The 18,951-nt window shown below is 29.8% G+C and carries 3 protein-coding genes; all 3 read right to left on the reverse strand.

Annotation, left to right across the window (positions count from 1 at the left end; all coding sequences use genetic code 11):
• Nucleotides 1-114: 114 nt before the first annotated feature.
• From NRK67_04440 to NRK67_04450, 3 genes are read right to left on the reverse strand one after another with little or no spacing between them, the layout of a single operon-like run.
• Entirely contained in the window at nucleotides 115-534 is a 420-nt protein-coding gene (locus NRK67_04440; protein UUV17160.1) for a hypothetical protein, read from the reverse strand.
• Complete coding sequence (locus tag NRK67_04445) at nucleotides 527-16,594, reverse strand: leukotoxin LktA family filamentous adhesin (GenBank protein ID UUV17161.1); 16,068 nt, start codon at nucleotides 16,592-16,594, stop codon at nucleotides 527-529. Before NRK67_04445 ends, NRK67_04440 begins: the two co-directional genes overlap by 8 nt.
• 12 nt (nucleotides 16,595-16,606) lie before the next feature.
• Complete coding sequence (locus NRK67_04450) at nucleotides 16,607-18,247, reverse strand: BamA/TamA family outer membrane protein (protein ID UUV17162.1); 1,641 nt, start codon at nucleotides 18,245-18,247, stop codon at nucleotides 16,607-16,609.
• Nucleotides 18,248-18,951: the final 704 nt, after the last annotated feature.

An 18,951-nucleotide genomic window follows, 5' to 3' on the forward strand; every position in this document is an offset into this window, starting at 1 on the left:
TTCAATTTCTCCAACACAAAATTATTTACACTACCTTTTTTTAAGTAATACAAAAGAGATAAATCCTAATAATTGAGGATCTATCTCTTGCATAACTTTCAAATTTAATAGATGCTATTTTTTATACTTATTTAAACTCTTATATTCCTCTACTAGATGTTTTAATAAAACATCTAGTAGAGTATAAATAATTTCACTATTATAACTATCTTTATCACAAGGAATGCAAATATCTAAAAATAAATTATTTTTTGCTATATAATATTTAAAGGCTTTGTACACCCCATTTAACTGGTTAATTTTAGTTAATAGTTCTTTTTTCTTTTTTAAATTAATTTCATTTAGAACCATAACCCTAACAACTGTATAAATACTTACATCGTTTATAACTATCAAAGAGAGTTTTTCTCCCTGAACTTCTAGATGTGAGCTAAATATAACTGTCCCAAATTCATCAGATAATTCTTTTTTTTTTAAACATTTAATATTTTTTTCAGTTAAAAACTCACTAAATATAAGAGCCTTTTTATTCATTCTCCTCACCGTTTCCCATACCATTATTATCAAATGGTAAAACTTTTATCTTCGAAATTAGATTTTCTTTTTTTGCAAAGTCAAAATCAATTTCATTTAATATGTTTTCACCAAATACAGGTTTATTTTCTTTAACACTATTTACAATATTATTTTTGAAAAATTCATCAACTTCTTTATCTTTAGCCTGATTTTTGAAATTATTAACTTGCTTTGATACTCCTGTTTCATTACCTGCACTATTTACATCACTGATTTTTTGATCATAGACATAGAAATAATCTTCATTTCTAACTAATTTAGCATCTGTTGTTATTTTGTGATAATCTCTATTAAAATCTAATTTTGCCCACAGTTTATCTTGAGAAGCTTTAAAATGAAGATCTATATCAGCATTATCTAACAATGTTTCTTTACCAAATATAGTTACATTAGTGTCTTTATTAGAAATATGCCCCAAATTAACTACATTTAATTGAGGGAAAGTTACTTTTTTACTACCACTCCTCATATAAATATCATCAACCCATAAAGGTTTAAATAATATTTCATTTGTTTCATTTGCTGTTATATCAGCTATATTAATATATTTAACTGATTTTCCTGCATCTGAATTTTTTAAATTTAATGTTAATTTATCCTCTCTATCTCTTTGAGAAATTTTATCAAAATCCATTTTATTTCCAAATACACTTAAATTCTTTCCAGCAACTGTAGTCTCAGCAGTTAAAACTTTTTTTTGATCTTTTAAAACAATTATTAGATTTTCTCCATCTGCTTTAATTATATTTATATTTCCACTATCTGCTGTTATACTTGTGTCATTTTTAGAAAAAAGTTCATTAAATACAATATCACCCTTTGCAGCATAAACTTTTAAACTATCATTTAACGAAACAACTTTTTGATCACTTGATATATTTCCTGTTTCAGTTGTTAATTCTACATTTCCAGAATCACTTACTAAGTTAGATATATCTATGTCTCCGGCTTTTGTACTTATATCTGTGTCCAATGTTGATGCTAAATTTGTTCCTGTTATATCTCCTGTTTCTTTGGTTGATATAGTTGTTCTTCCTAATGTTGTTATATTTCCAAATTTAATATCACCTTTTGTTGTTTCTATGTTATTATTTCCAGCTACATCTAAACTGCCTAAAGTTATAGACCCTTCTCTTGTTAAGATTGAATTATCTCTAGCTACTTGGGAGGTTTTTATATCTACATTTCCTCTTTCTGTTGATATCTTTACATTTCCGGAATCGCTTACTAAGTTAGAAATATCTATATCTCCTGATTTTGTACTTATATCTGTATCCAAATTTGATAATAAGTTTATTCCTGTTATATCTCCTGTTTCTTTGGTTGATATAGTTGTCCTTCCTAATGTTGTTATATTTCCAAATTTAATATCACCTTTTGTTGTTTCTATGTTATTATTTCCAGCTACATCTAAGTTCCCTAAAGTTATAGACCCTTCTCTTGTTAAGATTGAATTATCTCTAGCTACTTGGGAGGTTTTTATATCTACATTTCCGGAATCACTTACTAAGTTAGAAATATCTATATCTCCTGATTTTGTACTTATATCTGTATCCAAATTTGATAATAAGTTTATTCCTGTTATATCTCCTGTTTCTTTGGTTGATATAGTTGTTCTTCCTAATGTTGTTATATTTCCAAATTTAATATCACCTTTTGTTGTTTCTATGTTATTATTTCCAGCTACATCTAAGTTCCCTAAAGTTATAGACCCTTCTCTTGTTAAGATTGAATTATCTCTAGCTACTTGGGAGGTTTCTATATCTACATTTCCTCTTTCTGCTGATATATTTACATTTCCGGAATCACTTACTAAGTTAGATATATCTATGTCTCCTGATTTTGTACTTATACTTGTATCCAAACTTGATAATAAGTTTATTCCTGTTATATCTCCTGTTTCTTTTGTGGATATAATCGTTGTACCTGATGTTGTTATATCACCAAATTTTATGTTACCTGTTACTGTTTTAATTGATGTATTTTTATCTGAATTCAAATCTTTTAATCTAATATTTCCACTATTTGTAGATAAATTGATTTCAGAATTTTCACCAGTTGATACAACATCACTTAAAAAATTAAGGTTTCCATTTTTATTATTTATATTTATTAAACCATCATTAAGACCTTTGAAATTTAAATTTAAATCATCATTATTATTAATTAAAACACTTCCACGTTCATTGGATAAATCTATACTAGTTAATTTGTTTTCTATATTTTTTAAATCTATCCCATTTTTAGCTTTAAAATCAGAACTTTCTGATATGGTTAATTTATTTTCTTCCTGGTTGATTTTTCCACCTTCAGAAGCTACTTTAATTTTTCTTGCCTTTATTTCCTTTTCATTTAATAATTCAATATCATTTGTAGCCTCTAAATCTATATCATCAGCAGTTGTATTTCCTCTTAATGAAATCCCTTTAGATGAATAAACTTTCAGATCTTCAGTTGATGATATTTCTCCTAAGTTAATGCTCCCTTCAGTTTTTCCTGCTGCTGAAGAAGATAGATAGATATTTTCTCCTGTTCCATTGACTACTCCACTTCCATTGGCAATTTGTAAGAAATTATTAACACTACCTATATTATTTAACGCTGATAGATTAATAGTGCCTTCCCCATCGATGTAATCATTATCTGTTAGTATATTATTAGCTTCTAAATAAATATCTCCCTTAGCGTAAACTCTTCCTAAATTTAAATCATTTTCACCTTTTATATAAATAGATTTTTCCGATTCAGCTTTAAGATAACTACTTGGATTAACTGTCACATATTTATTTAATGTTCCGATATTTCCATTACTTCCCAAGAAAATTTCATTTCCCACTATATTATTAATATCATCATTTATCTTGGCATTAAAGATACCTTCATCTGTATTTATTCTAACATTCTTATAATCAGATCCATTTACAGCTGTTATATTGTCAATATAAATACTCTGTGCTTTACTTTCCCCTTCCATAGCTTTTGTAACTAGATAAATATTATCTTTTGCATCTATGTTTATTTTTCCATCTTCTCCCATTAAAATTCCTATAGGAGCTTTCCCTCTTATTTGAGCTTCTGACTTATCATTATCCCATATGACATCACTGGCTTCTGCATTTGAAAGTTTTATTAAAGCTTCTTTATTTTCCATTAAATTAACCAGAGAAATAGTTTCAGTAGCTTTATCAGTTCCAACCCCACCATTAATATTTAATGTGATATTTCCTCCTACAATATTTGGATCTTTTATCTCTTTATCTCCAAAATTAGATTTTTGATGTGTTATTGAATCTTTCATAGCATAAAGTAGTTCATCTTCAGTCCATTTGTTAGTTTTTAATTGTTCATATGTGGAATCTGAATCTAGATATTCATCTATATTTGAAACCTTTGAATATTTAGAGTCCAGCTCATCATACATTACTTTTTGAGTTTCATTTTTTTCATTCAGAGATTTTAAATAAGTGTATTTATTAAACTCCTCAGTTTTCATCTCTTTATAGGCTTCTTCTGCTGATAAAACACCTTCTTTATCTCCAATAAGCCCCATATTTTTCCAATTTTCAATTAATTCATCTGTTCCTTCACTTAATTGTTCTCCAGTTGGAAGGGCATCTACTAATCCTCCGTCTGAAACATTTAATGTAATATCTCCACCTTTTGAATTAATTGTTCCAATTCTCAAATCTCCAGATGCTTGAGATAATATTATATCTCCTTGAGCTACTGCATTTAAACTTGAAGATAATGTGTCGTTTGGATTTACAGGTACCCCAGAAACATTTACTTTTAAATCAATATTTCCTTCTCTACTATTTAAATCAATTCTGTTTCCTGAGATTACATTTTTACTGTTAATATTCCCATCTGCATTTAATGTAACGTCTCCAACATTTGAAACTTCTAAGTTTTCAACATTTAAATTTCCTTTAGACTCAGTGTTTCCAGCAATTCTTTCAACATTAACTACAGCATCTCCTCCACCAAGAGTAATATCGAGGTTCAAATCCGCTCCCAATGTTTTAGAATTTAATTCTGTCATATAATCAGAATTAATACTTATATTATCCCCTGTAATATAGTGATCATTAAAATTAATGTTTTCACCTGCATTTAAATTAATTGTAGAGTTGGAATTAGAAACTTTTATATTCCCGTCTAAATTTATATTATTATCAGAGTTTAAATTAATACTTCCGACTTCATTCCCAAAAAACTCAACTGTTATTGGTTTATCAGCCTTTACACTGTGTAAGAAATTATGAGACTCTCCTACTTTAGTATTCCAAGAGTATTTTATTTTTTTGTATGCACCAAAAAAGTAGCTCTTTAATACGTCTTTATAAACATCACTTGCAGTTAAGCTTGTTTGAGCACCATTATAAATATAACCATATTCATCAGTAAGCTCATTATCCGTTGTTGAACTTATAAATTCTCCCGATCTTTTGGGGTCTCCATTTTTGATTTCAATGTCTTTTACTGTACCAAGTTTAACCATCTCAAGTCCTGACTTGGTGCTCCAAAGTCCCCAACCATATGTTTTTTTAGTATATGTATAGTAAGTTTTTGTTTCTGTAGCCTTACCTGTAGACCAGTTATATCTAAGATTAGTTTTAGGATTATATATTCCACCTACTCCATCTTTATATTCGGTTACTAAACCTTCTGTATTATCTGCATTTAGTTTATTAAAATCAACTATTTTTACTATTCCCTTTACATTATTTGTATAAATATCTCCTACCTTTAAAGTTCTATCTAAAGATGAAGTATCAAAGTTTACATTGGAAGTTCCATTAAGAACAGCTATCTTTCCACTACCTGTACTTGCAATTCTACCCATTATATACACCTTCCCACCTGATGTGTTTATATCTGGGGTAATTATTTCCTTTGTACTTGGATTATAGTAAACATCTACGCTTTTTTTATAATGTCCATTGTCGTCCAATATATTTGTACCACCATTGGCATTTAATTTATAATTTTTATTATTCATAATAACTATATCTGAAATAGTTTTTCCATCCCAATCTTTATCTAGGTTTGCTATCTTGGTTTTATCATTTGTTGAAAAGTTCATCACATAATCTGCATACCCACTTTGAATATAACCATTTAAATTTACATCTGAAGCATTTATATAGATAGAATCTCCCGCTATCCTTGTTCCATCATACTCTACAGCCGTTTTATCTGTATTTACTGTTGCACTAGTATCTTTATTGTTAGGATCAATATATTTATCTTCTGTTTCTTCTACAGCATCACTCCATTTGGCCAGTGGATCTCCGCCAATGTTCACTATTCCCTCACTAAATCCTTGGGAAACAGATCCTGAAGCAGTTAAATTAACCTCACTTCCATTTATAGAAGCACTATCTTTTGCTGTTTTACCTTGAATTAATATATCTCCATCAATATTTTTTATATCAACTATTCCCAAAGAATTTTCAATGTCTCCATTAACTTCAATACTTGTAATTGGTTGAAAGTCACTTGTTTCCCTTCCATCTTTCCCTTCAAATTCCACTTTCATACTTCCATTCCAATTACTTGATACCCTAATAGATGCATCTCCTGGATCACTTGTGGTAACATTTATATTTTCTAATTTCCCAGAATTTAAATTTTTATTATTATATAGAACTTCCCCTCCTAAATTACCTATTTTTAAATCATTTATTTTTAAATAAGTATTGGAATTATTTTCTATTTCAATCTTAGGAGCTCCTTTAGCTGTAAGGCTTCCTGTACCATTTAAAGTATCTGTATCTAAAACTATATTTCCTCCAGAAGCCACCAGATTATCGATCTCAACTGTTGGAATTGTTATTTCAGACCTTATAAATATTCCTCCACTATTATCTATTCCAACCATATCATATTTACCCATAGTATCTAATATTCTTTGTCTTTCAGCAACATATCCATAATATGCTTGGGATAATTCTTCTTTTCTATACTCAGAAATTAGCTCATTTAATTCCTCATAACGATTCTTTAAATTCGCTGCATAGTTCATAAGTTCAAATTTGACTGATCCCTCATCCACATCCCCTTCAAAGGTATAGTTAGGTTTATCTACAACTAAACTTTGGTCTACTTCTTCTATTGTTGTTCCATCTGGAGCTATGATTCCATCTATTTTTATTTTTATTTCATTTTGAACTCCAGCCACTAAATTTCCTGTAATATTAATATTATTGTCGGTAACTAAATCTTTATTGTCAAGGGTTCCAAAGGCATTTGTTGAATATCCTCCTGTTTCATCTGTTCCTGTTACCCAACTATATTTAATACTTTTTTCATTGAGTTCCATATCATCTTTTTTAGCTGACAGATAGATATCCTTAACACTATCTATGCTTCCACCGATTGAAATATTGTTAGATTGGTTTATTATATTTTCTACTTTAGGTTTTGTTTTCACTGGTACAACAGTTCTATTATATACCTCTGCAACTGTTCCTATTTTAGTATTATTTTTAAATCCTGTCTCATCTGCTCCTGTATATATTTCAACATCATCCATTGATTTTACAGAACCATTTATAGCTATAGTATTTTTCTTTGTTATATCACTAATAGTATCTGCAGTGGCTGCCCCAATTACACCACCTTGAGAATCAGCTTTAGAATTTGCAACTGATTCAAAATCACTAGAAGAATTAAATGTTATCTTTCCATCTTCTTCTAAAGTTTCTAATTTATAACCACTATCATTTGTATTTTTTTCTACATTAATGGCATTAGTAATATCAATAGTATTCTCAACTGTTGATTTTAAACCACTTATCAACCCTGCTGATTTTACACTTGAATAAACATAATTTTTTAAATCACTATATGCTTTATATTTTTGAGAACCATCTGTTTTTATAGAAGATCCATCTTTAATATTAATTTTTGAACTTTTTTCAATATCAGATATTGAACTCGCACCTTGGACTGTTATTCCTCCATAAGATCCACCTTCAGCATTATATTCATCTTTTCTGCCTGATGATATTATGTTATTTGCTTCTGCTAATAAACTTCCCTTCCCTGATATATTTGCATTTCCATTAATATTTACTTCTGTTCCACCAGTTTTGGAATCCTGTATTGTATTTTCTGTCTTGGTTCCACTCACTCCTACAACACTGGCTTTTATAGAATCTGCATTTACATAAACTATATTTTCTTCAGTGGCTAATATTTGCATATCTTTTTCTACATTCCAATTCCCATCAATATTTATTTCTGTTTTACTTACTATATTATTTGTAGATTTTGCTGCTAATCCATCACCATCACCATCAACAGAAATTAATCCTCCGCCATGTCCTTGAGACCTGACTTCATTATCAGTTGTTGTATTTGCAGAAATTATTATATTTTTTACATCTCCGCCTGCTAGATTTACCGTTGTTTCTTTATTTGACTCTGCTAATGATCTATTATTTCCACTTGCTACAGCTCCTGCTGTAATTCCATAGGTATCTGAATATTGCTTGGTTGTATTGTTTGCTATAATATTTATATTCTCAACAGCATAATCTTGTTTCCCCATATCTATTGTGGATTTAGAATTTACAATAGCCTTACTTTCATTAAATCCACTACCAGCTATTCCCCCTGCTGAAACTCCCTTTGTTATAGCTTTTGCTGTATAATCATCTTTTGAATCTGACGTTACATCTGATATTATATTTAAATTATTAGCCGTAAATTTATTATGTGCTCCCATAACTATATTTGATTCAGTTTTTACATTAGCTTCACTGAGTGAAACTGCTGCACTTGCTACTAAACTTGCAGCTAAAGATCCTGCTTCAGCAGTAATTTTAGGGGAACTTGTAGCTGTTATGTCTACATCAGTTCCTTTAAAAATTGTTCTATCTAATTCAATCTCACTTTTTCCACTATCAGTTGCAGTAGATATTACTCCTGTTCCACTGGCAATTCCAAAAGATCCACCTTTAGAATTCACATTGATTTCATTAGATTTATTTGTTTTTATGGAAATTTTTTCACTGGCTTCTATACTTGTGTCTTCTAAATTAATTCCTATTTCACCTGTATTATTTGCCTCTGTAATAATTGCACCTGCTGCTAAAACTCCAGCAGTAATTCCCAAAGCTTCAGCCTCAACAATTGTCTCATCTGTAGATTCTAGATTTATAGATGCTCCTTCTATTTCAGTATTATTTAAATTAATCTTTGAATTCCCACTTGTTGTAACTTCTCCATATGTTACACTTGCACCTAGACCAAGACTTCCAGTTCCTTGATACATTTTTAAATTGATCTTTCCATCATCTTTGTTACCTATTTCATTTACTATATTCATAGAGTTATTTTCTGATTTTAACTGAGAATTTATTATATTTGTATTAATATTTCTATCAATATCAACTATTCCAACCGATGAAAAAGCCGATGCTCCAGCACTTACTCCTACTCCAACAGTTGTAATGTCTACATCTGTTTTATCATTTAATTTAACATCTAAATTATTAGTTGCTGTTATGTTTGTATTTGTTAAATTATTAGTTAAAGTATCAACTTTGCTACTCAAAGCCGCCTTGGAATCTACACTATTATCTCCATCTGCATATCCTAAGGAACCTTCATTTTTATTTTCTTGTAAAGTATTGGCATAATCTAGTTTTTTAGAACCTTCATCTTTATTTTCTTGTAAAATATTGGCATAATCTGGTTTTTCAGAAACTTCAGTGGTTATATTTTCTCCACCTGCTTTAGTTATCAAAACGTTAGCATTTAATGAAACTCCGCCAATTCCAGCTACAACTGCTGTTTGTTTTATATCTCTTATATTTTTCCCTGAAATCTTCACAGTGTCTCTAGCTGTTATATCAGTATCTAAAATTTCATTTTTCACTCCACTATTTAAAGTGTTATATGAAACTCCTGCTCCTATAGCTGCTAAACCTGCTGATCCTGAACCTAAAATATTTTTGAAATTAACATCATTTACCGATGATATCTCTACATTTTCTCCTGAAATATCGGCCTTATTTATATTTGTAAATACTGTATTAGATAAATTATTTACCTCAACAGTTCCTGAAACTCCAGCTCCCATTCCAGCTGCTCCTGCTGAAATCGCCTTAGCATCAACTTTTAACTTATTATCTGCCTTGATGTCTATATCATTTTTGGCTGTTAAATCTTTTTTAGTCTTATTATCTATTTGAACACCTGTTCTATCATTACTGTTTACTACAGTAACTCCAGCTCCTAAACCTAAATTATTTCCACCACCCAGAGAAAAGGCTCCTGTATTAACCTTGGCATCATGATTTGCAAGTAAATTAATATCCTTATCAGATATTATATTATAATCTGAAACTTCCACCTTTGTTTCCCCATCAAATTTAATTACCGATACCGCTCCTGAAAGTCCTGCAGTTCCTGCTACTCCAAGGGAAGCAGCTAGGGAAGAGATACCCTGTTTAGAGTCAGCCTTGACATCTACATCACTAGCTTTTATATTATTTAACGACTCTTCATTTCCAGTTGTTTTAGAGATATAAGCCCTTGCGTCTCTATCTAAAATATTTGTATCTGAAGCTCCGCCTAAGGCAGCAGTTCCTGCAGCAGATACTGATCCAACAAATCCTGAACTATTGGAATGATCCTTTGCATTTACTTGTAATTTACTTTTTATATCCTCGGTTCCTATACCAGCACCTTCTATTCCTGCCTCTGTTTTTCCTGATATTTTATTTATATTAACTGTGGCAGCTCCACCTGCAGTTCCACCTGCTCCAATTGTGGCAACAAAAGATTTTGTAGTATTGGTTGTAAGGGCGTCAACTACTACCCCTGATTTTTTATCTTCAGTTGTATCTATATTATCGCCTAGAGCTACACTTTGTTCTTCTATTAAAGAATCCAATATTTCTGAATCTTCAACTTTTTTAGTAATTATCTTATCCTCTTCAGAACCATCGGCTATAACAATTGTTTTATCTCCTGATATTTTAGCTGTTGTACTTCCTGATATTTTATTTATTGAAGTTGATATTCCTGCCCCTGCTCTTCCACCAACACCTATTGTTCCTGCATAATTAGAAATTACATTTTCACTATTAGCTACAACTCCTATATTTCCAGTAGATACCAGCTTTGCTCCATTTTCAATACTTGCTAAATTATTATTTTTTATTTCATTATATGAAACAGAACCAGCTGCACCGAGATTCCCACCTGCTCCTATACCTATTCCTAAAGAAGTTATGTTAGGGTTAGATTCACTTTTCACTAAAATATTTTTAGCCTTTATATCTCCACCAGATATTTTAGAGTCAGTATCCTGAGTTATTTTAGAAACTCCTATACCTACTCCTATACCTGCTTTTCCAGATACTGCAATTACAGATCCACTTGTAAATATTTTAGATCTATTATCAGATTCAACTATAATATTTGATTTTTCATCCTCATCACTTAAAACTTCAGTATTATTTATTTCTCCTAAGACATCTTTATTTATAATAGATACCCCTGCTGCTCCTTGAATGGCAATTTTACTTGAACCTGCAATTCCTGCACCTATGGTTAATAAATCTGAATTATCCTTACCTTCTATCGTTATATTTTTACTGTTTGTTATAATAGAGTTATTTATACTAGCTAGAACTTTTTCTTTTTTATTCTCAGAGTCCAGCCCTCCTATATTATTATAGGCAACTGAACCTCCTATTGAAACTTTTCCAACTGTTATATTTCCAGCAATGTCCTTTACATCTGTATCATTTTCAGCCTTTACTTGAACATCATCTATATTATTTGTTTTTGTTTTATTACTATTTTCATCTTCATCTATTTTAGACTCAATATTCCCACCAACTTCATTAAAGGCAACAACTCCAGATATACTTATATCCTTACTAAATCCAAGTCCTCCTGCTATATTATAAACACTGTCCTCTGCTGCTGAATTTAATTTTACCTTTGAATTTATACCTTCTTCAGTTATTTCACTTCCTGTTAAATAAGAACCTATATTATTTTCTATATTATTATAGGCTAAAGCTGCTCCTACGCCGACTTTCCCACCGTAAGAAAAAGCTCCTGCCACATTTACTAGTTTCCCAGTATTTTCTGAATTTAAATTAATTGTATTTCCTGTTATAGTGGAAGTATTTATATTTGAATCAATATCATTTTCTATATTATTCCAGGCAACTGATCCCATTCCACCAAATTTATCTCCCCCAGCAGCAATACCACCTGCTATATTGACCAGTAAAGAATTAAAATCAGAATCACTTGTAACACTATTAGGAGTAGAAATTATAGAATCTTCTATTGTAGAACTATATTTATTTGTCACATTATTTATAGATACTGCTGCTCCTGCGGCATTTCCATCTGCTGCTGCAACTGCTGCTGCCACTGAAACAATTGAAGAACCATAACTTTCATCTTCTTCTTTTACTTTTTCATTTTCAGCATTATCTTTTTTTTCATATTCTATATTTTGGTCACCATAAAAACTTGAGCCATCATAATCAATGGCCATATTTTTATCCTCTAATGTTTGTTTTGCTCCTGTTTTAAGTAAAGATTTATAATAAGCTACACTTGTAGAATCTTCATCGACATCCTTTGCCAAACTTAATACATTTCCACTAGCATCTATTGTTGCTCCTGATATATTGGAATTTACATCATTGTCAATTTCATTATATACAACAGCCCCCTCTAACATTGTAGCTTTTTTTCCTTCCTCCGATGACTTTGCTGCTCCAAAGGCAACTGCTGTATTAACAGTTTCACTATCCATTAAACTTTTAACACTTATATTTTCTATATTTTGATATGTTCCACCTATTATTTCAGACTTAACATTACTATTAGTAGTATTAATAGCTACTGATAGTCCCCCACCAACACTCATTTTTCCAGCTTGGATCGTTGCTCCACCTGTAATTTGATTATCAGTTTTGTATGAAGTTACATCTACATCAGCCTTCTCTGAAGAATCATCAGTGTTTACATCAGTATTTTCCATTTTGGAAGTTAAATTAGAATTTCCTAAACTTAGAGAAATAGATGCAGCTCCATTATAGGCTGCTCCTCCTGAATTATTAGCAACTTGAAGCCCCAATCCTTCAGCTATTTCTAGACCACCGCTAAGGGAAGTAACATTAATTTCTTTACTCCTTAATATATCCGTATTTTTAATGGACGCTGATATATCTTTTTCTATCTTATTAACTGCTGCTGCCCCTGCAAGACCCACTGTTTTTGTTCCTTGATTTTCAGGTTTAGTGGCCTTTTGCCATTGAATTCCTGCTGCTCCTGAAAAAGCTCCTATAAACTGGGAATCTTTTCCTAGGACATTTAGTTTATCCTCTTTACCCTCTTTAAACTCAATATGAACATTTTCAATCGAAGCTTCTGTATTTTTATCAATTAAATTTACCGATACACTCCCTGCTGCATTAATTTTAACTTTATTTTTCCCATTTACATCTGTTAATCCTGAGTCTCCTGATTTATTTTCTTCATCACCTGATATTTTTTCTTCCGGATTCATTTTTTTATCGATCTCTGTTTTATCTTCATCGGAATCTTTACCAAAAATTTCTCCTATTTTGTCCATTGCTGAATCTACTTTATCTGTGGCAGACTTATATTTGTCTTTGATATTATCTATTATCCCTGGTTTTTTATCTTCTTCGTCACTATTTTTAGTAACTGTACCAGAAGCACTGATTGTATTAATATTCCCTGTATTTTCTGCTAAAACATCCAGCTCTCCTGTTGATATTTTTATATCAGTTAAATTCTTTTTACTCCCATCAAAATCACCATCATTATCATGGATTTTTGAGGAAACATCTATATCATAATCTGTAATTGCAAGACCCACAGAACCTGTTTTACCACTACCAACACTAACTGATCCTGCAACATTTACAGAGGACAGGTCATTTTTAGCATTAATTTCTATTTTATCTTCTGCTATAATTTGTGTTTCATCATCAATTGATATTTCATTTTCAATATCTCCCAATATAGTAGAGGCACTTCCATTAAATCCATTTTTACTTGATCCAAATCCTGCTACTACATTTACATCTAAAATATCTGTATCTGAGTTTATATTTATATTATTTCCCTTTAATTTTGATCCTTCTAGAGTATTGATTGCTGATTTTATATTATTTTCTAATATTGAAACTGTTCCACCAAATGCAGAACCATTTTCTTGTCCTGAAATTTGTCCTCCAACTGAAACTACAGATGTTTTATTATTTGAATTGACATTTATATCTCCAGAGGAAATAATTTCAGCCCCTCTTCCTAGAGTTATTTCCGAATAATTATTTAATTTAGAATCTAAAAAACTTCCTGAAATAGAAGCGGCATCTTCTGCATTTCCCTTATTTTTAGTGGAAGCATAAAAATTAGAATAATTTTTAGGTGATCCAAATTCTAAAGCATTCTCTTTTACTTTCATTAATTTCTTAATAGCTTCATCAACAGCTTTTTTAATAGGAGACTCTTCAGGTGCATTAGATACAGTATCCATCAAGTCTTTTATAGTTCCAAATAACTCTCCTATTTCCCCTGAAAATATTTCAAATTTTCCTAAGAAATTTTTATCTGAAATTTTATCCCCTGTTACATCTGGATATTCCTCTGTAAAGGCACTACACTTATCCTTTATTTCTTTTATCTTATCTATAATTTCAATAGGGTAAGCAGTTAGATCTAATTTCATCAAACCATCCAAAGCATCTACACTATCTAAAACATCTTGTATCATATTATCAATACGGTTATATTCCATAGATATCTCTGATTTTATATTAACTTCATTTCCTGAAATTTCAGCAGCAGTTTCATCTGTTGAATCCTCTACAACTATATTACTACTATTTGTTATATCAGAAAATAAAACACCTCCACTGACAGCTGCTTTATTTGAATTATCTTCACCTTCTAAAGTTAAAACACCATTAGAACTTATATTAGTATCATCAACTAAAACTTTTGATGTTATATCTACGTTTTTATTTTCTGATATTATTTTAGCTGTATTTCCTATATTAATATTTGAAGTGTTCTTTTGTTTTACATAAAGAACGGAACCTCCTAATTTAAAGGAGTCACTTATTGAAGCTTCTTTATCTTCCTCTGTTTCAGGGGCTTTCCCCATTTTTTCAGATACTTTTTCAATTATCCCCTGTATACTTTGTGCAAAATTTTCTTTAACAGTTTCTTCTGTTAAAGCATCTGCATCTTCTTCTGGAGTTTCTTCATCATCATCTGAAACTTCTATACCATTATCTGAACTAATAGAATTATCTTTTACTTCATTTAAAGAACTTATAACTATTCCATCTTTAGCTTTTAAAGATCCATCTATATTTATTGTAGAATCACTCTCATATTTAGATATATTTACAGCAGCAGCTATTGGTCCCCCATCTCCAGTAGATACTTCAACTGTTCTGGTATTAGTACTTTCTGAAATACTGGATATATTTATAGATCCCTCTGAATCTAAATTAGCTGTTTTCCCTATATCTATCTTAGAAGAATTTTTATCTTCCCCATACATATAACCTAAAGTTATTTTTTCATCTTCCTCTGGTGAATTTTCTACCGATAACTCTCCTACAAATTCTCCTTTAGATTTAATATCTATTTTTTCCCCTTCACTTTTGATATCTCCAGATATATTAACTTCAGAACTATTTTCTATTTTTGTTGCCATCATACCCAAACTAGGTAGCCAACCATTAAATCCATCTAATCCTTTCATTTGAGATCCTGATGTTGCAGCTCCTACTTCTATATCTGTAATAGCTTCTGAAGCTATATTCACATCTTCATTAGCAATTAATTTAGCTTCTGAACCTATATTTATAGTAGCTTTATTATTTAAAGAAACATATTCTAAATCTATATTTAAAGGTGTTATCATCTCTAGCCCTTCAAATATCTCATCTCCTATATTTCTAATAAAAGATTTTTCTCCCTTATATATAGTTTCAGCTTTTGAATCTATATTTATATTCTTACCTGTTATCTCACCGTTTATATCTACTTCTGAGGTTATATCTCCACCTAGTACAGCTTCTTCTAATTCTCCTTCAGTTTTATTTGATATTTTTGATGTAATATTTACATCACCCTTAGCGACGATATTTCCATTAATTTCTATTTTCGCTATTCTTGTTGTCCTCTCATCTCCCTTCAAAGACTTCGAATCAACGCTTAGAACTATATTTCCATCTCCTACAATTCCTTCTAGCTTTGCATTTTCTTCCGTTATTCCACTTTCTAAATCTCCTGTATTTACCAAAGCTGAAAAATCACTGATTCCTGTTTCCAATATATTATTTGCTAACTCAGTTTCTGTTAACCCTTTTCCTATATAAATACCTTTCCCTGCTCTTAATTTTATCTTATCAACTGCATTAAGGCTTCCGTTTATAGTGATTGTACCTTGAGGATTTAAATAAATTCTATCATCTTTTATATCCTTAAAAGTTGTAGTATTTTCACCTGTTAATAAACTTCTATTTCCTTTTATTTTGTTCATATAATCTTCTGTTGGAGTTATCATATTTATACTCCCTGCATTTATAACTCCTTTACTTCCAACTATCATTCCATCTGAACTTAGGAAAAATAAATTTCCCCCAATCTTATTATTTTTTATAGCATTTACAGTTCCATCTATTTTTATTCTATCGTAAACAAAGTTAAATAGATTATCTGCTGATTTAGTTTCACCTATTTTATTAAAATACATATTTGCTATTTTATTTGCATCCAATCCAAATTTATCAAATTCATTAAATGCATTTTTACCGTTTATTTCTTCTGGATTTATATCTATTATATTATCATTAATAGATATATTCGAACCATCATTATGGGAAATTATTTCTCCATATGATATTTTAGTTGTACAAATTCCAACTAATAAAGTTTTTGTTATTGTATCCAAATATTTTTTACTATAAACTTTTATCATATTTCACATCTCCTATAATTTATAACTAAAAACAAAATGTAGTCTAAAAGAATCTATCTTTTCACCATTATAATCAGTTTCCATAGGAATACCCATTGTTAATGATAAATCTAAATTTTTATAAAAACTACCTCTAACTCCATATCCAGCAGAATAAATTTCTTTATCCTCGTAGGAAGTCTCCCCATATAACATTCCACCATCAAAGAACATAAATGCCTTCATCTTATTAACTATAGGAACTTCATATTCTAAACTACAAGCTATCCCCTTATCTGCTCCCATAAAGCTTTCTGGATAACCTCTTCCCATATATGATCCACCTATAAAAAATTGTTCTGAAGATGGTAAATATTCATCAGCTGTCCCCTGACCATTTATTTTCAAATAAACAATTGCATTATTTTCTAATAATCTTTGGAACAACATATTTACTTCATATTTTGTGAAATATTTTTTATTTAATTTAATATCTTCATAATCTAAATATGAATAAGTATTTTTCATATAAAATACTGATCTATTAAAATATTTTAATATAGACATATAACCTGATACTTTTTCTGTTGTATCATCAATCCATTTATTATCTAAAATTGTTGTACTTGATTTTTGATTTCCCCAAGTAAGGCCAGAATTAACCTTAAGATCTCTTCTTATAAATAAAGGTTGAGATATTGTCATTTGATAATTTTTAGAACTTCCCTTTGTATCTAACTCTGCATAATCTCCATTTTTCAAACTCATTTCATTTGCTGAATATTGAGGTTCCAACCTAGTTCCTTTCCTTGAAATAGGAATAGAATAACTTACCACACCTGTCATACTTCCTTCCGTTGCAGCACCTACTAAGTTTAAACTATCTCTATAACCAAAAACACTGTGATTAGCATAAGCAAAACCACCCTTATATTCTCCAGTACTTTCGCTTCCAGTATTATTTGCATAAACTATTAAATCTGTTTTTTTAGGTTCCTTTACATTTAAAATATAGTCTGTTGTCCCAAATTTTTCTCCTGCTTTCATTTGAATTTCAATTGAGATATCCTCCACTGAATTAAACCATACTAGATTTTTATTTAATTCATTGAAATTGGAGATATCCCCTTTTTTTAAACTATCCATTCTTTTTAATATATAAGAATCTTTTGTACTCTTATTATTTTTTATTTCGATTTTATCAGTTTCTCCCTCTATCAATATTATTTTAAAAACTCCATTTTCTATTGTTTGAGGTGGGATAATTGCTTTACAAACTACATATCCCTTTTTTTCATAAAGTTTATTTATTTTTTCTACCAGTTCAAACATTTCATTCAAATTTACTTTTTTATTTTCATAATTCTTGATTATACTCTTTAATTCTAATTTTGTTAAAATTTTAGAATCATTATGCTCTACTTTTTTCAAAATAAATTCAATTTCAGGATACTTTTCTTTTTCTGATATTTCTTCCTTCTCTTCTTTTTTTTGAATCTGAGAACCTTTTTCAATTTCTTTCTTTATTTTAAAATTTTCAATTGCTTTAATTTGCCTATTTAATTCCTGCCCTGCATTTAACTCTTCTCCAATAGCTAAACTTTCTTTACAGTTGCTTAAAAAAAATAAGAACACTCCCATTAATAATATTTCTCTTTTTTTAATTTTCCACATATATCCTTGTTATGATAAGTGTATAGGATTCTTATCACACCCTCCTCTCTTATTTATTTTAAATATCCTATAAATATTTTTTAGTTTGATTAGAATCTACTATCTATTATGAAGGAATCTTTGCTCAATTCTTCTTCAAATACCACTTTAAAATCGCAACTATAAATCCTCATTTTTTAATGAGAATCCTATTGGTGTTAAATTTTTCATTTGTTTTTTATCTCAATTTCATCATAAAAAATATGGTGATCTGTATTATCCTTAGATTTCAAAAATTAAATATATTACCTTAACTTAATTTTTAAGTCCTTTTTTTATGCGATTTTTCTAATAATTCAGTGTTTAAAACTTAGCTTTCAATTTTAAAGACTACTTTATTGCAAACCTCTAACGAGATTCACCTTTTATAATTTCCTATACAATAAAAAAAGCCTATTAATCTTTTTTCTAATTTTACTTGATCCTTCTCCTTCTCTCGTAGAATTCTCGTTGTTTACAATAATTATCAAAACTTCCATAGAATTTTTGATAATGAGGTCTTAAAATGTGATACCTGAACCACCTTGTTATATACCATTTTATTCTTTTCATTACACTACACTACTCCTTTCCCTAAAATAATTATTGTTTGGTTTTTAAACGTATAACAACAAAAAAACACACACATACGTATATATATACATATATGTAGGTTAATCCCTATT

The sequence above is a fragment of the Fusobacteria bacterium ZRK30 genome (genome assembly GCA_024628785.1).
Classification (GTDB): domain Bacteria; phylum Fusobacteriota; class Fusobacteriia; order Fusobacteriales; family Fusobacteriaceae; genus Psychrilyobacter.